Origin of the sequence: Nocardia sp. 2TAF39, assembly GCF_052114905.1 — a bacterium.
In the GTDB taxonomy this organism is placed as follows: domain Bacteria; phylum Actinomycetota; class Actinomycetes; order Mycobacteriales; family Mycobacteriaceae; genus Nocardia.
In genome coordinates, this window is the sequence record NZ_JBFRFQ010000028.1 from 13,554 (window position 1) to 32,602 (window position 19,049).

Genomic DNA, 19,049 nt, shown 5'->3' on the forward strand with positions numbered 1-19,049 from the left:
GGTGCCTTTCCGCGGGCTTCAGCCCTGCTCGGTGTACGGGGTGAAGGGCGCCCAGCCCTTGACGGCGAAGGTGCTTCCCTCGCGTACGACTTCGGTGGCGCCATGCCCGCCCAGGTGCGCCGGGATCACGAGCGCGTTGTTGTCGGCCGCCCAGCCCAGCACCTTGCGGCGGGTGGCGCGGGCTTCGGCGGGGTTCTCGCAGAAGCAGCTGTTGGCGTCCGGCTCCAGTATCTGCACCGGGCTGTGCAGCATGTCGCCGACGAACACCGCACGGTCCGTGCCGGAGGTGAGAGTCAGCACGGAGGAACCGGGGGTGTGCCCGGGAGCCCTGTCCAGGCGCAGGTTCGCGTCGATCTGGTGGCTGTTCTCCCACAGCTGCGTCAGGCTGGCCTGGTGCACCGGGGCGACGCTGTCCTCGAAGACGTTCTGGTTGCCGCGGCCGAGCAGCGGCTGGTGTCCGTTCTCTGGGTTCCAGAAGTCGAAGTCGTCTTTCGGCATCAGGTAGGTGGCGTTGGGGAAGGTGGGCACCCACTGCCGCCCGTCCAGGTAGGTGTTCCAGCCGACGTGGTCGATGTGGAGATGCGTGTTGATCACGATGTCCACGTCCTCCGGCTGGACACCGGCCCGGGCGAGGTTGGCCAGGAAGTCCGTTTCGAGGTGGCTCCAGACCGGGGCGTAGGGACGCTCCTTGTGGTTGCCCACGCCGGTGTCGACCAGGATCGTCCTGCCCTCGCTGCGCAGCAGCCAAGTCTGGATCGCCGAATTCACGATGTTGGTCTCGGAATCCAGGAAATGCGGGGCTAGCCAGTCGGTACCGGTCTCCCAGACTTCCTTCGAGCTTTCCGGGAAGAAGGTGTCGGGCGTCATTTCGACGGAACCGAAATACTCCCATACCCGTGTGATGGTGACGTTGCCGAGCGTGATTTGTTCCATGGGGCGTCCTTGGGAATGTGGAGGTTTTCCTGAAACCGTACGAGCGGCCTCGGCGCGCGAGGTATCCGTAACGTGACTGCACCTGCGCGCATGGCCTGGGCACTGGGCCCGGCCGCTTGTAGCCTGGGCGGGCCAGGGCAAGGCGACTCCGATCGAAAGCCGCAATTCCGGGAGACTCCATGGACGAGCACACAGGCGACCGCGGTGCGGTCATGGGACCGGAGCCGGATCCGGGGGAGCTGATCGTCGGTCGGGACGCGGAATTGGCACGCCTCTTTCGTGCGGTGGACTCGGTGTCGGCCGACCCGGTGCTGATGCTGGTCGGTGACATGGGCACGGGGAAGAGCGTGCTGCTGGAGCACGCGGTGCACCGGGCTGAAGCCGGCGGCGCTCGCGTACTGCGGGCCCAGGGGAGCGAGTCGGAGTCGACCCTGGCGTTCTCCGCACTGCATCAGTTGCTGCGGCCGGTGCCGGCCGAGGTGGACGCACTGCCAGGGAGGCAGCGCGCGGCGCTGCAGGACGCCTTCGGCGAGGGGTCGGCCACGCCGGGACCCGATCTCATGCTGGTCGGGGTCGCCGTCCTGAGCCTGTTGTCAGGCCTGGGCGACCACCATCCCGTGCTCGTGGTGCTGGACGATGCGCAGTGGTTCGATCGTGCTTCCCTGGATGCGCTGTCCTTCGTTGCCAGACGGTTGGAAGGTGAACCGGTCACCATGCTGATCGGTGCCCGTGGCGGCGATCACCTTCCGGGATTCGACCGTCATGTGCCGATGCTCACCCTGGGATCGCTCGACAAAGCTGCGGCCAATCAGCTGCTGGACCTGCAGCCGAAGAGCCCCACCGGGCACACCAGGTCGCGGATCCTCGACCAGGCAGGCGGCAACCCGCTGGCGCTGTTGGAACTGACGAGGACAGCCTCAGCACAGGACACGGCTGCGGGGCTGCCGTCTGCAGGTCCGCTTCCGCTCACCGATCACCTGGAGCGGATCTTCGCCGCTCGCCTGAACAGTCTCCCCGCCTCCACCATGCGGGCTCTGCTGCTCCTGGCCGCCATGGACAGCGCCGACTCCGCGATCGCCGTCTCGGCGGGGCTGCCGCGCGCCGAGGACGCGGCCTGGCTGCCAGCCGGGCAGGCCGGGCTGGTCCGGCGGACCGGCCGGGACGTCCGGTTCCGCCACCCACTGGTCCGGTCCGCCGTGTATCACGCCGCGTCCTTGGGCGCCCAGCGCGAGGCTCACCTCGCGCTCGCCGAGATGCTGCGGGACGAACCGGACCGGCGTGCCTGGCATCTTGCCGCCGCCTGCCCGCACCCGGACGCGGCCGCGTCGGCGGAGCTGGAGCGGACCGCCGGCCGGGCCCGCCGCCGCGGCGGCCATGCGGCGGCGGCCCAGGCCCTGCAGCGCGCCGCGGAACTCGCACCGCAACGCGAGGACAGTGCCCGGCTGCTGGTCGAAGCCGCCGCGGCGGCCGTGTTCACCGGAGACATCGCCTGGGTCGAGGAACTGGTCGCCGCAGCACGCGCGCGCACGGATGACGCAACCCTGCTGGCCTCCGCCGCCGTGCAGGCCGGACGGCTGGCGGTCCTGACCGTGCGCCACACCGTGGTCTTCTCCCGACTGGCCGACGACGCCGAGCAGTTGGCGGCCTCCCAGCCCGCCGCCGGGCTGGACCTCGTGGCCGGCGCCGCCGTGGTCCGCTTCTACTCCGGAGAGGAGACCCAGCGCCACCGCATCCAGGACGTCCTGCGGCGCCTTCCCGAGAACGCCTCATACGCAGGTTTGCGCACCTGGGTGAGGGCTGTGTCGGATCCCTTCGACGACCGGGCCCAACTCGTCTGCCTGCTCCCGCAGTTGGCCGCCGAGGCGCAAGCCCGGCCGGAGCGGCTCACCGCCGTCGGGATCATGGCGTGGCTCCTGGACGAGACCCCCCAGGCCGTCCGCGCCTTCGACGAGGCCTTCGACCGCTGGGAGCTGCAGGGAGCGCTGCCCGAGGGTCTGGGCGGCGCGGTCGCCTGGGCCTACCTGGAGCGAGGAAGGTGGGAACAGGCCCGTGAGGCCTGCGCCCGCACCACCGCAGTCGGCCGGGCGGCCGGCCTCGACCACGCCGTGGCCTGTGCGGCCACCGTGGATGCCACCGTGCTGGCCTTCCAGGGCGATGCGTCCTCGGCCCGTGCCCGGGCCGAGGACGCGCTCGTCCTGATCGATCCGCTGGAAAGCCGCTCGGTCTCCGTTTATGCCCGTCGTGCGCTCGGTGCCGCGGCAGCCGCAGAAGGCGCCTACGAGACCGCGTACGGCCAACTCCGCATGGTCTTCACGGTAGACGGCGCGCCCGTGCACTACCACGCCTCCTACCCGGCCCTCGCGGATCTGGCCGCCGCCGCTGTGCATTGCGGCCGCCATGAGGAGGCTGTCGCGATCGTCGAGCGCTCGGCATCTGCGCTGGCGGGCAACGCTTCACCTCGTCTGCGTGCGCTGATCAGCCGAGCCCGTGGCCTGCTGGCGGACCCCGACGACGCCGAACCGCACTTCCGGGCGGCTCTGGCGGATCCGGTACTGGAGTACTGGCCCTTCGAACGCGCACAGACCCTGCTCGACCTCGCCGAGTGGCTGCGGCGCCGTCGGCGCATCGCAGAGGCGCGTGGGCCGCTGACCGAGGCCCTGGAGACCTTCCGGCGCCTGGGCGCACGCCCGTGGATCGAGCGCGCCCGGGCCGAATCGCGCGCCGCCGGCCTCGACGTCACAGATGCGGCCCCCGACGCGCTCGCCGAACTCTCCCCGCAACAGCAGCAGATTATCCGGCTCGCCGCCCGCGGGCTGACCAACCGAGAGATCGGCGAAAAGCTCTTCCTCTCCCCGCGCACGGTCAGCTCGCACCTCTACCGCAGCTTCCCCAAGCTGGGCATCACCGCCCGATCCCAGCTGCGCGACCTCATCGAGGGCACCCTCGCGACGGCCGGCCACCAGGAATAAGGGCACCCCTGGCCGTGGAAGCAGTCACCTGACGCATACCGCCCGCCTTCCCGCCGGACCAGACTGGCCACACGAGCGAGGAAGCAGTAACCGGCCAGGCGACCCCTTCGCCCTGGTACCCCGAGGCCCCCACTTGTCCCCAAGGCGTTGCGAAAACGCGGGCCCCAGGCCAGTGATCCCGGGCTGCACACGGCCCCGCTCGTCGGGGCCGGACGGGAGCGGCCGACCACGACGAAGGAACGGAAATCCACGGTGGCTGCGAAAACAGCGTCGCTACGGGACCGGGTTGCCGCAGCCGACCCGGGGCTGCTGCGTCTGACCGCCGGGCTGCGTGCCGTCCTCGGCCTCACTCTCACCCTGGCCGCGCTGACGGTACGGGATCAGCCCCCGGTCGTACTTCTGGCCGGCGGCTTCACAGCGGTGGTCACCTCGTTGGCGAGCAGCGACCTGCACCCCCGCAACCAGTTCCTCACTCTGCTCGCCGGGGCTCCCGTGACCCTAGCCGCCTTGACGGCCGGGGGCCTGCTGGCGCCTTTCCCCTTCGCGTCCCACCTGGCCTTCCTACTGCTGATCTTCACCGCGGTATATGCGCGCCGCTTCGGACGACGGGGCCTGGACCTCGGGATCTTCGCCTTCATGGCCTACTTCCTGTCCCAGTTCGCCAGGATTCAGCCCCACCAACTCCCGCAATTGACTGGGGCGTTGGCCGTCGCCTTCGCGGCAGCCGCAGTCACTCGCTTCTGTCTGGTGCCCACGACATCCTACGGAATCGTGAGGCGCCTGAGGGCGGCATTCAACCGACGGCTTCGTGATGCACAGCAGGCCACGTCAGATCTACTCGCAGACGGCGGAGCTGGTGTCCGCAGAGTCGAACGACGTCTCGACCGGCTGCACACCTCCGCGCTGCTGCTTCAGGAATTCCTGTACGAGGCTCCCGTCGGGCTGCTCCGAGACACGGCGGCGGAGCTGGAGCGGACGGCACGTGCGGACGCGACCGCACAACGCCTCGGCGTACTCGCGATCCGCGCAGCGGAGGATTCGACCGGGTCCTCCGCCAGCACGATGAGGGAGGCGGAGACGGCGGACTTGACCGACCGGACAGAGCGCGACCGTGTGGCGCTGCGTCCAGGGGCAGCACAGCCTTCAGGCCCGTGGCGGCATACGACGCGGCAGGCGTTCCAGGTGACCGCCGCGGCCGCGCTCGCCGTACTCGGCGGACATCTTCTCTCCCCGCACCTGTGGTACTGGGCCGTGGCCACGGCATGGGTCGTCTTCATCAATGCCGAGCACACCGGGGACGTCCTGCTGCAGAGCGGCCGGCGGCTGATCGGCACCGTCGCCGGGGTGCCGTTCGGATACGGCCTCGCCGCCCTGGCCGACAGGCACACCACCTTGGCCCTGGCCTTTCTCCTCGCCTGCATCTTCGGGATGTTCTACACCCCCTCCGGCAGCTACTGGGCGGTGACCTTCTTCATCACCGGCTCGCTCAGCATGGTGCTCGCAGTCCTGCATACGCTCTCCCCGCAGCTGCTCGCACTTCGCGTCCAGGAGACCGTTCTGGGGGCCGGGTGCGGGATTCTGGCAGCCGCGCTGGTCGTCCCCATCGCTGTCCGCACGGTCGCCGAAATGCGTCTGAGGGAGCTACTTTTCCTTCTCGACCACCTCGTGGGCTGCGCGCCGCAGGCCAGCGTCCCGAAGCCCGCACTCGATGCACGTGATCTTGATCAAGCGCTGGAGGCCTTCCGCACGGCTTGCCGTCCCCTGGTGCATCCACTCAATTCCCGCCGCGCCGAGCGCGCCCGGGTCCGCCGTGTTCTCGAACGCGTGGAAGCCACCTCCTTCCACGCGCGAAGCCTCGCCACCGGGACGGGACGCGCACGAGACGCAGCAGCGTGGCCCGCCCCGATCGTTTCCCGTGTCCGGCCGGGCAGGGTCATCGATGGTCGATCCTGGCGGATCTGTCAGAAGTTGTCGCAGGTGGGTGCGCATTTTCCCTGGTCACCTCCGTGTGTTCGAGTGCGCTCGAACACACGGCACGCAAATCCGGCAAATCTGCCGGGAATCTGTGCGCGAGAGGGGACTTGAACCCCTACGTCCGTGGACACCAGAACCTAAATCTGGCGCGTCTGCCAATTTCGCCACTCGCGCTTGATGGTACGACCGTCCAAACTCTACCGGGCCTGACCGTCATCGCGAAGCACCGGGCGGGCGTGGCGTACTCGCCAGTAACCCTACCTGGGATTATAACAATTTGATAACTATCAACATGAGGAGCGCTCATGTTTCGTACGCACCGGTAACGCTGTCGACCAGCGGCTTCAAACATGAGGACGAGTCATGTTTCTGATTGTTCTGGTACGTGCGTACGCGAATACTCGACAGTAGGCGAGACGCCGGCGAGCAAACGTGAGGATTTCCTCATGATTTTGTGTCATCCTCGCTGATATCAGGCCGATCCTCTGCGATCACCCGCGTACCGGTAGGGAGCGGCGTGTCGCCAAGGGCATGTCGCACGGAAAAGGAAGTCGAAGCGTCTTGACGATCAACGAGAGCACCAAGACCGGGACCGGACGGAGCGCCAAGGTGGTCGGCGCCGCCGGGAAGGCCGCGGCAGGGAGCGCGCGGTCGCCGCTGCTGGATCGTCTGCTCGGCGGCGTACCGTACGCGCTCGCCTTCGGCGGACAGGGCGCGCAGTGGCTGCGCGAGCTGGAGGAGATCGGGCGCGACAGCGCGCTGGAGCCGGAGCTGACTGCGCTGGTCAACGAGGCGGCTACGCTGCTGGAACCAGTCGCGGCGCAGCTGCTCGTGGTGCGACCGGTCGGCTTCGACCCGATCGGCTGGATGCTGGAGAACGAGCTGGCGGACACCGACGAGGGCGAGACCTCCGCGGCGCCGTCCGAGCAGGTGCTGCGCTCGGCCGCGGTGTCGATGCCCGGTGTGCTGCTGACTCAGGTGGCGGCTGTGCGGGCGCTGCGGTTGCACGGACTGGATACGACCGAACACGCGCCCGCCGCGATCGTCGGCCACTCACAGGGTCTGCTCGCGGCGGCCGCGGTCGAGGCGGGCGGTCGGCGCGATGCCGAGCTGCTTGCGATCGCTCAAATGATCGGCGCGGCAGCGGGTCTGGTGGCGCGGCGACGCGGAGTGATGCCGGTGGGCGATCGCTCTCCGATGGTCGCGGTGTCGAACGTCGATCCCGAGCGGCTGCGCGCCGTCGTCGCCGAGGTGTGCGCGGGTGTGGACCCCGCCGCGGCGGTGGTGGTGTCGATCCGCAACGGCCGTCGGCGTGCGGTGCTGTCCGGCGCACCGGCACAGCTGGAGCGGGTGCGTCAGCGGTGCGCGCAGCTCCACGACGAGCAGGCGCGCGAGCGTGACGCGAAGGTACGTGGCGGCTCGGTGTTCGCACCGGTCTTCGAGGACGTGTCCGTCGATGTGGCGTTCCACCACCCGGCACTGGCCGACACCGTGGACCTGGTGACCAGCTGGGCCACCCAGTGCGCTGTGGACGCCGACCTGGCGGGCAAGCTGGCACAGCAGATCCTGGTGGATCCGGTCGACTGGGTCGGCGTCGTCGACGACATGATTTCCACCGGCGCGCAATGGATTCTGGACCTCGGTCCCGGTGATCTGCTGTCCCGGATCACCTCCGGCTCGCTGAAGGGCACCGGCGTCGGCATGATCGCCGCGGCAACCCGCGCGGGGCAGCGCAGCCTGCTCACGCCAGGGGCTGCGCCGGAGCCGGCGGCCCCATGGTCGGCGTTCGCGCCGCGGCCGATCCGGCTGCCGAACGGCCGCATCGTGGTCGAGACCGCCTTCACCAGGTTGACCGGGCGCTCGCCGATCCTGCTCGCGGGCATGACCCCGACCACCGTCGACGCGCAGATCGTCGCGGCCGCGGCGAACGCGGGCCACTGGGCGGAACTGGCCGGTGGCGGCCAGGTGACCGAGCAGATCTTCGCCGACCGGGTGGCCGAGCTGAAGAAGCTGCTGCACCCGGGTCGCGCGGTGCAGTTCAACTCACTGTTCCTCGACCCCTACCTGTGGAAGCTGCAGTTGGGCGGCAAGCGTCTGGTGCAGCGGGCCCGCACCGCGGGCGCGCCGTTCGACGGCGTCATCGTGACCGCGGGCATTCCCGAACTCGAGGAAGCCGTCGCGCTGATCGAGGAACTCACCGAGGTCGGCATCTCGCACGTCGCGTTCAAGCCGGGCACCGTCGCCCAGATCCGGGCGGTGCTCCGGATCGCCGACGAAGTCCCGGACTACCCGGTGATCGTCCACATCGAGGGCGGCAAGGCAGGTGGCCACCACTCCTGGGAGGACCTGGACGACCTGCTGCTGGACACCTACGCCGAGCTGCGCAACCGCGCCAACGTGGTGGTGTGTGTCGGCGGCGGCATCGGCACCCCCGAGCGTGCGACGCAGTACCTCGCCGGCGAATGGGCGGTTCCGCACGGCTACCCCGTGATGCCGCTGGACGGTGTGTTGGTCGGCACCGCGGCCATGGCGACGCTGGAAGCGACGACCGCGCCGGAGGTCAAGCAGCTGCTCGTGGACACTCCCGGCACCCCCGACTGGGTCGGTGCGGGCACCGCGTCCGGCGGAATGGCCTCGGGTCGTAGCCAATTGGGCGCCGACATCCACGAGATCGACAACGCGGCCTCGCGCACCGGCCGGCTGCTCGACGAGGTCGCGGGCGACGCCGACGCGGTCGCCGGGCGCAGGGACGAGATCATCGCGGCGCTGAACGCCACCGCCAAGCCGTATTTCGGCGACGTGGCGACCATGACCTACCAGGACTGGCTGGAGCGCTATGTCGAGCTCGCGGTGGGCCTGGATCACCGCAAGGACTTCGACTGCGGCAGCGACATCGGCGACGCCATCGCCGAGGCCACCCGATCGGTCTGGCTGGACATCACCTGGCGCGACCGGTTCGCGGAGATGATGCGCCGCACCGAATCCCGGCTGCATCCGGCGGACCGCGGCGAAATCCCCACCCTGTTCGCGAGCGACGACGACTTCGAGGACCCGGTTGCCGCGCTGTGCACGCTGAAGCAGCAGTATCCGGCCATGGCGCAGACGCTGCTGCACCCCGCCGACGTTCCGTTCTTCGTGGCGCTGTGCAAGACACCGGGTAAGCCGGTGAACTTCGTCCCGGTCGTCGACGGTGATGTGCGCCGCTGGTGGCGGTCGGATTCGCTGTGGCAGGCGCACGACCCGCGCTACTCGGCCGACCAGGTGTGTGTCATTCCCGGCACCGTCTCGGTCGCGGGCATCACCCGGGTCGACGAGCCGGTCGGCGAGCTGCTGGACCGCTTCGAACAGGACACCGCGTACTCGCTCGTGCGTGCGGGCGTGGTCCCCGCGGCAGTCGACGCGCGCCGCACCGCGGACGTGACCAGCGGTCCGATCGACGCCGTGCTCGCCGCGCCGGATGTGCAGTGGGCCGGACGCACCGCCATCAGCCCGGTGCACCGGCTCGGAGATCTGACCGAATGGGTCGTCGACGGCAAGGGTGCGGTGCATCCGACCAGTGGCGCGACGCTCGTCGAGACCACAGGACCCGAGCCGGAGCACTCCTACGTCGAGCTGAATGTTCCGCTGCTGGCGGGCAACGCCGTCCGCATCCGCATCACGGTTCCGGTATCCATCTACAACGGCGGCGCCCCGGTCGTCACGGAGGCCGACGCGGACGAGGCGATGGCCGCGCTGCTCGCCGTCGCCGCCGGACAGGCATTGCCGGAGGTGAAGGGCAGGGTCGCGCACGTGAACCTGGCCTGGACGCCGGATCTCATCGCCGACCACGCGGGTGTCACCGGCTCGGGCCTGCCTGCGTCGCTGAGCACGCTCGGTCGCACCGCCCCCGATGTGCTGGTCGGCGCCTGCTGGCCCGCCGTGTTCGCGGTGCTGGGCGCCGCGCGCACCGCCAACGGCGAAAGCGTCATCGAGGGCATGCTCGACCTGGTCCACCTGGACCACCAGATCCACCTCGCCGCCGACCTGCCCACCGAGACCAGCGTGCTCGCGGTCCGCGCGGAGGCGGGCGAGACCCTCGACACCGACCTCGGCCGGGTCGTCGAGGTGCACGTGCGGATCACCGCCATGTTGGACAAGCCCGAGACCGGGATGTCCATGCCGGTGCTGGCCACCCTGACCGAGCGCTTCGCGATCCGCGGACGCAACGGCACGGGCGAGCTGACCGATCCGCCGCGCGCGGCGGGCACGGTGTCCGACACGGCCACCGACACTCCGCGCAGGCGTCGCCGGGACGTCACCATGGTGGCCCCGCGCGCCATGCATGCGTTCGCCACCGTCTCCGGCGATCACAACCCGATCCACACCAGCGATTCCGCCGCGAAGCTGGCCGGCCTCGGCAGCCCGATCGTGCACGGCATGTGGCTGTCGGCCGCCGCGCAGCACGCGGTGTCCGCGGTCGATCCGGCCAGTTCGGCTCCCGCGCGGACGCTGACCGCGTGGACCACCCGCTTCCTCGGCATGGTTCGCCCCGGCGCGGAGATCGATGTGCGGGTGGAGCGCGTCGCGGTCGACGCGGGCAGCGAGATCATCGAGGTCTCTTGCCGGGCCGGCGGCGAACTGGTGATGACCGCGACCGGCCGCACCGCGGCGCCGAAGACCGTTTACGCCTTCCCGGGCCAGGGCATCCAGCGCAAGGGCATGGGCCTCGACGCCCGCTCCCGCTCGAAGGCGGCCAAGGAGATCTGGGAGCGCGCCGACAAGCACACCCGCGCGGCGCTCGGCTTCTCCATCCTGGCCGTGGTGCGGGACAACCCGACCTACCTGAAGGCGCGCGGCGTCGAGCACCGGCACCCGGACGGCGTGCTGCACCTGACCCAGTTCACTCAGGTCGCCATGGCGACCCTCGGTGTCGCCCAGGTGGCGGAACTGCGCGAGGCCGGTGCGTTCGTCGAGGGCGCGATGCTCGCGGGCCACTCGGTCGGTGAGTACAACGCGCTCGCGGCCGTCGCCGGAGTGCTTCCGCTGGAAGCGGTGCTGGAGGTGGTGTTCCAGCGTGGCTCGGCCATGCACGAGTTGGTGCCGCGGGACGCCAAGGGCCGCAGTGACTACCGGATGGCCGCCATCCGTCCCTCGCAGATCGGACTGCCCGATGACCAGGTGATCGACTTCGTCAACGGTGTCGGCGAGCGGGTCGGCGAGTTCCTCGAGGTGGTCAACCTGAACCTGCGCGGCTCGCAGTACGCGATCGCGGGCACGGTGGCGGGCCTGGCGGCGCTGGAGGAGGAGATCGACCGGCGCCGTGCGGAATTCGGCGGTAGGCGTGCGTTCATCCTGGTGCCCGGTATCGACGTGCCGTTCCACTCCACTGTGCTGCGCAAGGGTGTTCCGGAGTTCCGGCAGAAGCTCGAGCAGCTGCTGCCCGCGGACCTGCACCCGGAGACTCTGGTCGGCCGTTATATCCCGAATCTGGTGCCCAAGCCGTTCTCACTGGAGCGCGCGTTCGTCCAGGAGATCGCGGATCTGGTTCCCTCCGAGCCGTTGGCCGCGGTGCTCGCCGACTTCGACGCCTGGGCGGCCCGGCCGACCGACCTGTGCCGCGTGGTGCTGGTCGAGCTGCTCGCGTGGCAGTTCGCCAGCCCGGTGCGCTGGATCGAGACGCAGGACCTGCTGTTCACCGATGTCGCGCACGGCGGCCTCGGCGTCGAGCGGTTCGTCGAAATCGGTCTCGGCGTGACACCGACAGTGGCCAACTTGGCAAGCCAGACGCTGAAGCTGCCGGCGTTCGACGCCGCCACAGTCGAGGTGCTCAACATCGAGCGCGAGGCCGCCCTCGTGTACTCGACCGACACCGACCCGGCGCCGGTCGACGAGCCGGTCGAGGAGCCCGCGACCACCGCTGCCGCGGCCCCCGTCGCGGCGGCCGTTCCGGTCGCGGCGCCCGCTCCGAGCTCGGGTGGCGCGCGTCCCGACGACATCCCGTTCACCGCCGCCGACGCCACCCGCGTGCTGATCGCGCTGTGGACCAAGCTGCGGCTGGACCAGATCGGTCCGGTGGACACCATCGAGGGCCTGTGCGACGGCGTCTCGTCGCGGCGCAACCAGCTGCTGGTCGACCTCGGCTCCGAGCTCTCACTCGGTGCGATCGACGGCGCGGCCGATGCCGACATGGGTGCGCTCTCTGTGACGGTGGAGCGCCTGGCGCGCACCTACAAACCGTTCGGTTCGGTGCTGAACGACGCCATCGGCGACCACCTGCGCAAGGTGTTCGGTCCGTCCGGCAAGCGCCCGGCCGCGATCGCCGAGCGCGTGAAGAAGGTCTGGGAGCTCGGCGACGGGTGGGCCAGCCACGTGACCACCGAGGTGTCGCTCGGCACCCGTGAGGGCACCAGCGTGCGCGGTGGCGACCTGGGTGGGCTGGTCTCGGGCACGCTCGGTGACGCCGCATCGGTCGATGCGGCTATCGATGCCGCCGTGCAGGCCGTCGCGGCCCGTCGCGGTGTCGCGGTGTCGCTGCCTTCGGCGGGCGGTGGCGGTGGCGCGACCGTCGACGCGGCCGCGCTGGGCGAGTTCACCGAACAGATCACCGGACGTGACGGCGTGCTCGCCACGGCCGCCCGGGTGGTGCTCGAACAGCTCGGTCTCTCCGAGCGGGTGTCCGCGCCGGAGGCGACCGACGACTCGCTGGTCGACCTGGTCTCGGCCGAACTGGGTTCGGACTGGCCGCGTCAGGTCGCGCCCGCGTTCGACGCGCGCAAGGCGGTGCTGCTGGATGACCGGTGGGCCACCGCGCGTGAGGATCTGGCCCGGCTCTGGCTGCTCGACGACGCCGACTCCGCCGAAGCTCCGGTGACCGGATTCCTCGGTGCGGGTGAAGCCGTTGCGACGCAAGCCGACTGGTGGCGTCAGCGCGCCATGCACGAGGCACGTTCGGTGCTGGCCCGGAGGTACGAGCGGATCGCCGAAGCGGCGCGCAGCACCGAAGAGCCCGGGCTCTGGTCTTCAGATGTCGCGGTGATCACCGGCGCGAGCAAGGGGTCGATCGCCGCGGCGGTCACCGGGCGTCTGCTCGGCGGTGGCGCCACTGTCGTGGTGACCACCTCGAGCCTGAACGACGAGCGCCTCGGCTTCTATCGGAAGCTGTACCGGGAGAACGCCCGCCACGGTGCCGCGCTCTGGGTCTTGCCCGCGAATATGGCGTCCTACCAGGACATCGACCAGCTGATCGACTGGGTCGGCACCGAGCAGGTCGACAACGCGGGCGGCGCGAAGATCAAGATCAAGGACGCGATGACTCCGACCCTGCTGCTGCCGTTCGCGGCGCCGCGGGTGGCCGGTGACCTTGCGGACGCGGGTGGCCGCGCAGAGCTGGAGATGCGGGTGCTGCTCTGGTCGGTCGAGCGCCTGATCGGCGGACTGTCCAAGCTGGGCGCCGACCATGACGTGGACGCGAAACTGCATGTGGTGCTGCCGGGTTCGCCCAACCGGGGCTTGTTCGGCGGCGACGGAGCCTACGGCGAGTCGAAGGCGGCGCTGGACGCGGTGATCGGCAAGTGGCGGGCGGAGAAGTCGTGGTCCGCCCGGGTCACTCTGGTACACGCGCTGATCGGCTGGGTGCGCGGCACCGGCTTGATGGGCCACAACGACCCGATGGTCGCGGCGGTCGAGAAGGCGGGCGTGCACACCTGGTCCACCACCGAGACGGCCGACGAGCTGCTCAAGTGGTGCACCTCGCGGGCCCGCCAGGTGACCGCGACAGGCCCACAGCAGATCGACCTGACCGGCGGCCTGGCCAGAGCCAAGCTGGATTTGCCAGCGCTGGCCAAGCAGGCCGCAGAGCAGGCCGAGGCCGAGGTCACGGAAGCCGATGCGGCGAGGACGATCGCGGCGCTGCCCACACCGCCGACCATGACCTCGGCACTGCCGGTGCCCGAGTTCGACGGCGTCACCGCCGATCTTGCCGACATGGTGGTCATCGTCGGTGCCGGTGAGCTCGGTCCGTACGGCTCGGCGCGCACCCGGTTCGAAATGGAGGTCTCCGACGAGCTGTCGGCCGCGGGTGTGTTGGAACTCGCCTGGACCACCGGCCTGGTCACCTGGGAGAACGACCCGAAGCCGGGCTGGTACGACGCCGAGTCCGGTGACTACGTACCGGAACACGAGGTGGCCGAGCGGTACCACGACACGGTGGTCGCCCGCTGCGGCGTGCGCCGCTACGAGGACGACGGCGCCATGACCGACAACTCCGCTCCGCTGATGACCTCGGTCTTCCTCGACCAGGATCTGTCGTTCACGGTGGGCGGCGAGGCCGAGGCCCGCGCCTTCCACGTCTCCGACCCGGAGCACACGGTGATCACGCCGGTCGCAGACTCCGGCGACTGGACCGTGACGCGCAAGGCAGGCACCGAGATCCGGGTGCCGCGGCGGGCCAAGCTGTCGCGCACCGTCGGCGGCCAGATCCCGACCGGCTGGGATCCGACCATCTGGGGCATCTCGCCCGACATGGCCGCCTCGGTGGACCGGGTCGCGCTGTGGAACATCGTGTGCACGGTGGACGCGTTCATCAGCTCCGGGTTCAGCCCGGCCGAGCTGATGAGCTGGGTGCATCCCTCGCTGGTGGCCAACACCCAGGGCACCGGTATGGGCGGCATGTCCTCGATGCGCTCGCTCTACATCGACAACCTGCTCGGTGAGTCGCGTCCGAACGACATCCTGCAGGAGGCGCTGCCGAACGTGGCGCTGGCGCACGTGGTGCAGTCCTACGTCGGCAGCTATGGCGCGATGGTGCACCCGGTGGCGGCCTGCGCCACCGCCGCGGTGTCGGTCGAGGAGGGCGTCGACAAGATCCGGCTCGGCAAAGCGGAGCTGGTGGTCGCAGGCGGCTACGACGACCTCGGTATCGAGGGCATCGTCGGCTTCGGCGATATGTCCGCGACCGCGGACTCCGCGACCATGAGCGCCAAGGGCATCAGCGACCGGTACTTCTCCCGCGCCAACGACCGCCGTCGCGGCGGGTTCGTGGAGTCGCAGGGCGGTGGCACCGTGCTGCTGGCGCGCGGTGACATCGCTATGGAGCTCGGTTTGCCGGTGCTCGGCGTGGTGGCGTTCGCGCAGTCGTTCGCCGATGGCGTGCACACGTCGATTCCGGCACCGGGCCTCGGTGCGCTAGGCGCGGGCCGTGGCGGGCGCGAGTCGCGGTTCGCCGCCGAGCTACGCAAGCTCGGCGTGCAGCCCGACGACATCGCGGTGATCTCCAAGCACGACACCTCGACCGCCGCCAACGACCCGAACGAGTCCGAGCTGCACGAGCGGCTCGCCGCCGCGATCGGGCGGTCGGATGGCGCCCCGCTGTTCGTCGTCTCGCAGAAGAGCCTGACCGGGCACGCCAAGGGCGGCGCGGCGGCATTCCAGCTGATCGGCCTGTGCCAGGTGCTGGAAAACGGTGTGGTGCCGCCGAACCGGAGCCTGGACTGCGTCGACGACAAGATGCGGGAGTACCCGCACCTGGTCTGGGCACGCGAGCCGCTGCGCTTCGGCGACCGGTTCCCGCTCAAGGCGGGTCTGCTGACCTCGCTCGGCTTCGGGCACGTGTCCGGCCTGCTCGCTGTGGTGCATCCGGAGGCGTTCATCCAGGCCATCGAGCCGGGCCGGCGTGCGGAGTACCAGAGCAGGGCGCAGGAGCGTCAGCTGGCGGGGCGGCAGCGGTTCTCCGAAGCGATGTGTGGTGGCGCTCCGCTGTACGAGCGTCCCGCGGATCGCCGTCTCGGGGGTGATGGCACGCCCGCGAAGCGGAGTCGGCAGTTGGAAGCCGACGTGCTGCTCTCGCCGGAAGCGCGCCTCGCGCGGGACGGCGCGTACCGGGCGGACGGGTTCGGATGCGCCTGATCGCAAGCGCGGCGGGGAAACCCGCCGCGCGGGGTACCCGCACGGGCTCGTCGGCGAGGTCGTAGGCTGCGCGGCTATGACGATCCTCGGTATCGGCTTGGACTTGGTGACTATCTCCGAGTTCGCCGAACAGCTCGAACGCGCCGGAACCACTATGCTCCGGGAAAGTTTCACCGCAGGCGAGCGGCGATACTGCCAGAGTAAAGGGACCGACCCGGCGCGCAGCTACGCGACGCGGTGGGCGGCGAAGGAGGCTGTGATCAAAGCCTGGGCCTCGTCCCGGTTCGCCCGTCGCCCGCAGATCGGGGACAACCCTTATCCCCTGATCGAGGTGGTCAACGACGCGTGGGGCAGGCCGAGCATCAAGCTGCACGGCCTCGCCGCCGAATTTCTGCCACGGGTAAGGGTCCATTTGTCGCTGACGCACGACGGCGACACAGCGGCCGCGATGGTCGTGCTGGAAGACCCGGGCGAGCTGGCCGATCTCGTCGAAGGCTGAGCGGAAACCAGGTAAACGCGGAAATGATCCCGGCTCGCGCCGGGATCACCCGCTACCGCTCGCTTGCGGTGCGTGATTCCTTCTCCGCCACGAGCAGGTAGGCGACCATCAGTCGCTTGAGCTCGGAGACCGCCTCCGCGTTGCTCTGGTCGTCCTGGACCGAGAAGTTCAGCATCGAATAGACCACATGCACCAGCACTTCGGCCATCATGGTGCGGCGCGCCCGCGGCGTGCGCGGGGTGAGTGGCCGCAACATCTGCGATACGACCTCGGCGAATTCCTTCTCGTGGATCGCGCCGGTGGCCCGGGTGGACGGGGTGGACTGCATGGCAAGCCACACCTCGCGCCGGGACGGGTCGGTCATCCAGAGGTTGGCCAGGTGATCGACGAACTGGTTCATGTGCCGCAACCAGTCCAGTGACGGGATCTCCCCGTGGAAATCGGCCAGCTCCTGGGAAACAGCAACCAAGTCTTGCCGATTCAGCTCACAGACGATGACGTACTTGTTGGCGAAGAACTGATACAGCGTGCCGATCGGTACTTCGGCACGCGCCGCGACCTCTTCACAGGTGAACGACTCGAACCCGACCTCGACGAGCAGTTCCCGAGACGCCTGTAGCAGGGCGTCGAACTTGCGTTTGCTGCGTTCCTGCGTCGGTCGGCGCCGCGGCATGAGCTCCTGTGGGTCGTCCTGCAGCTCCAACGCAGGGTCCAGACGTTGTTTCGACCTGGCCTCCGCGCGTACTTCCACGCATCCAGGCTAACGGTAGGGCACGGGCGCGACACGCGCATGTGCTGTGTTTGTTCAGGTCCGTTGATTTTCCGCACCCATCCGCGACGGATATGGCCTCGAACACATACCGAGCGCGCGTGCATCGTGACGTGTGTTCCGAGCAGGAATCCATGGGGCTCATGGCTTTCGGCAAACTTGTTGTCCCAGTCAATGTGCACAGGGAAGGGGTGGTCTGTGGTAGCTCGATCAGCGATAACTCTTGGCGTTTCCACCGAACGTGGCGCCGTGCACGCGGTAGCGCTCGCCGATGGCGGGACGCTGTCCGAGCGCGTTCTGCTGCACCGGTCGGAACAGACGCACGGTGACACCAAGGCGGACGTGGCAGCGGCGGTAGCGACGGTGCTGGACGAACTCGCCGCCGAACTCGGGCCGGACCGGGAAGTCGGCGGCGCGGCGGTCGCCTACCGGGATGCCGCCGAGCGGCGTGCCATCGTGTCCGCGCTGGCGGCCGGTCCGTGGCACACCGCCTCGATGGTTTCGGCCAAATCCGCCCACCTGAGTGTGGCGAGCTTGATGACCTGGCTCGATGAATTCGATAACCTGCTGGTCGGCGAGGTCGTACCCGGGTACCAGGCGTTCACCCTGGTCGACCGAGGTCGCCGCCGGGTGCTCGCCGCGGTCGGTCAAGCGGGCAGGGCGACATCCGAGTCGCTCGGTGTGGCTGTTACGGCGGCGTGGGATCAGCTGGAGGCGGCCGCGACCAGGCCGGACGCGGTGGTGCTTATCGGGTCGGCGGGCGCGGAGTCGTCGGTGCTCGCCGCGGCGGAGGGCTTCGGCGCGCCGGTGATCCCGTGCAGGATGGCCGCTTTCGCGTCCGCGGTGGGTGCGGCGTCGAGCGCGCGGGTGGCTGTGGACGGGTTCGACGAGCCGGTCGAGGAGGTGGTGGTGCCTCGGGTGCGCGGCGGAGCGGCGATGTTCGCGGCGGCCAGCGTGCTGGTGGGCGGGTTGCTCGTCGGCGGTGTCTACGCGATGAACGGTTTCGTGCGGCCGACGTCCACCGCCATTGCGGCCGACGCGCAAATGACGGCGGATGGCCGCGTCGTCGCCTCGGTCGGTACGGCGCCCGGCGCCAACGGATCGGGACGGCCTGCCGAGGCGGGCGGATTGTTCGCCGAGCCGACGGCGGGGAGCGGAGGTCACGCCGCCCGCCTGCCGCTCTCGGCGCAGCCCTGGGGCGCTCCGGTGCCGCTGGTGCCCGCCGAACTCGGGTACGAGGCGGAGACGAGCGCCGCGGCGTCGCTCGTACCCGGTTCGGGGATCCCGACGACTGCCGAGGTCGGCACGCCCGACGGCGCGCTGCTCTTTCCCGGCGAGGCTCCGCCGCCCTCCGTGTTCTCCCCGGAGGCCGCGGATTGGTGGGACAAGCACTTGCGCATGATGACGCAGTGGGGGACCCGGCAGGTGCTGCCGGCGTAGCGTGCACCGACAGCGATGCGAATCGGGCCCGGCGCCCTTGCGGCGCCGGGCTTTTCGCTGTCCGGACTACACCGACAGGTCGCGGCGCAGCTTGGCGACGTGTCCGGTGGCGCGGACGTTGTACTGTGCCACCGCGATCCTGCCCTCCTCGTTCACCAGGAAGGTGGAGCGGATGACGCCGACGACTGTCTTGCCGTACATGGTCTTCTCGCCGTACGCGCCCCACGCGGTGAGCACGCTGCGGTCGGGGTCCGACAACAGCGGGAAGGTCAGCTGTTCGGTATCGCGGAACTTGGCCAGCTTGGCGGGCTTGTCCGGCGAGATGCCGATGACGTCGATGCCTGCGCCGTCCAGGTCGGCCAAGTTGTCGCGGAAGTCGCAGGCTTCCTTGGTGCAGCCTGGTGTGCTTGCGGCGGGATAGAAGTAGACGATCACCTTGCGGCCGCGGTAGTCGGCGAGCGAGACGTTCTTGCCGTCGGCGTCGGGCAGCGTGAACTCGGGCGCGGTGTCGCCGGGGGAGAGTCGTTGGTTGGTGGTCACCTCCAGCACGGTAACCGAACGCCCGGACCTCACGCGGAAGGGA

General features: G+C 69.7%; 8 protein-coding genes and 1 tRNA gene. 5 read left to right on the forward strand and 4 right to left on the reverse strand.

Annotated elements, in window-relative coordinates; translation table 11 throughout:
* Positions 1-18 precede the first annotated feature (18 nt).
* The gene (locus AB4Z47_RS18575; protein WP_441952340.1) at positions 19-933 is read right to left on the reverse strand and encodes an MBL fold metallo-hydrolase; all 915 of its coding nucleotides are present in this window, start codon (positions 931-933) and stop codon (positions 19-21) included.
* Positions 934-1,112: 179 nt separating this feature from the next.
* Between AB4Z47_RS18575 and AB4Z47_RS18580 the strand changes: the two genes are divergently transcribed.
* Together AB4Z47_RS18580 and AB4Z47_RS18585 are read left to right on the forward strand one after the other, a co-directional pair.
* Positions 1,113-3,902 (forward strand): helix-turn-helix transcriptional regulator, encoded by a 2,790-nt coding sequence (locus AB4Z47_RS18580; protein WP_441952342.1) that lies wholly within the window; start codon positions 1,113-1,115, stop codon positions 3,900-3,902.
* A gap of 252 nt (positions 3,903-4,154) precedes the next feature.
* Complete coding sequence (locus tag AB4Z47_RS18585; protein WP_441952344.1) at positions 4,155-5,987, forward strand: FUSC family protein; 1,833 nt, start codon at positions 4,155-4,157, stop codon at positions 5,985-5,987.
* On the opposite strand, the gene AB4Z47_RS18590 is transcribed toward AB4Z47_RS18585, so the two are convergent.
* Positions 5,969-6,050: transfer RNA gene (locus AB4Z47_RS18590), tRNA-Leu, on the reverse strand. The two genes, AB4Z47_RS18585 and AB4Z47_RS18590, sit on opposite strands and share 19 nt — an antisense overlap.
* A 387-nt stretch (positions 6,051-6,437) precedes the next feature.
* On the opposite strand from AB4Z47_RS18590, the gene AB4Z47_RS18595 reads away from it, so the two are divergent.
* Both AB4Z47_RS18595 and acpS read left to right on the forward strand, forming a co-directional pair.
* Positions 6,438-15,758, forward strand: a complete 9,321-nt coding sequence (locus tag AB4Z47_RS18595) for a fatty acid synthase subunit beta domain-containing protein (RefSeq protein ID WP_441952346.1) — start codon at positions 6,438-6,440, stop codon at positions 15,756-15,758.
* A gap of 76 nt (positions 15,759-15,834) precedes the next feature.
* The gene (acpS, locus tag AB4Z47_RS18600; RefSeq protein WP_441952348.1) at positions 15,835-16,257 is read left to right on the forward strand and encodes a holo-ACP synthase AcpS; all 423 of its coding nucleotides are present in this window, start codon (positions 15,835-15,837) and stop codon (positions 16,255-16,257) included.
* Between the two features lie 52 nt (positions 16,258-16,309).
* Here acpS and AB4Z47_RS18605 read toward each other — a convergent pair whose 3' ends face one another.
* Positions 16,310-16,930 (reverse strand): TetR family transcriptional regulator, encoded by a 621-nt coding sequence (locus AB4Z47_RS18605; RefSeq protein ID WP_441952431.1) that lies wholly within the window; start codon positions 16,928-16,930, stop codon positions 16,310-16,312.
* Positions 16,931-17,275: 345 nt separating this feature from the next.
* Between AB4Z47_RS18605 and AB4Z47_RS18610 the strand changes: the two genes are divergently transcribed.
* Entirely contained in the window at positions 17,276-18,466 is a 1,191-nt protein-coding gene (locus tag AB4Z47_RS18610) for a hypothetical protein (protein ID WP_441952349.1), read from the forward strand.
* Positions 18,467-18,532: 66 nt separating this feature from the next.
* Here AB4Z47_RS18610 and bcp read toward each other — a convergent pair whose 3' ends face one another.
* Positions 18,533-19,006, reverse strand: a complete 474-nt coding sequence (bcp, locus tag AB4Z47_RS18615) for a thioredoxin-dependent thiol peroxidase (protein ID WP_441952351.1) — start codon at positions 19,004-19,006, stop codon at positions 18,533-18,535.
* Positions 19,007-19,049: the final 43 nt, after the last annotated feature.

Excerpts from the sequence above, each read along its gene's own strand:
- AB4Z47_RS18580 (WP_441952342.1), top strand. The coding sequence starts at position 1,113 with ATGGACGAGCACACAGGCGACCGCGGTGCGGTCATGGGACCGGAGCCG.
- AB4Z47_RS18575 (WP_441952340.1), bottom strand. The coding sequence starts at position 933 with ATGGAACAAATCACGCTCGGCAACGTCACCATCACACGGGTATGGGAG.
- acpS (WP_441952348.1), top strand. The coding sequence starts at position 15,835 with ATGACGATCCTCGGTATCGGCTTGGACTTGGTGACTATCTCCGAGTTC.
- AB4Z47_RS18605 (WP_441952431.1), bottom strand. The coding sequence starts at position 16,930 with ATGCCGCGGCGCCGACCGACGCAGGAACGCAGCAAACGCAAGTTCGAC.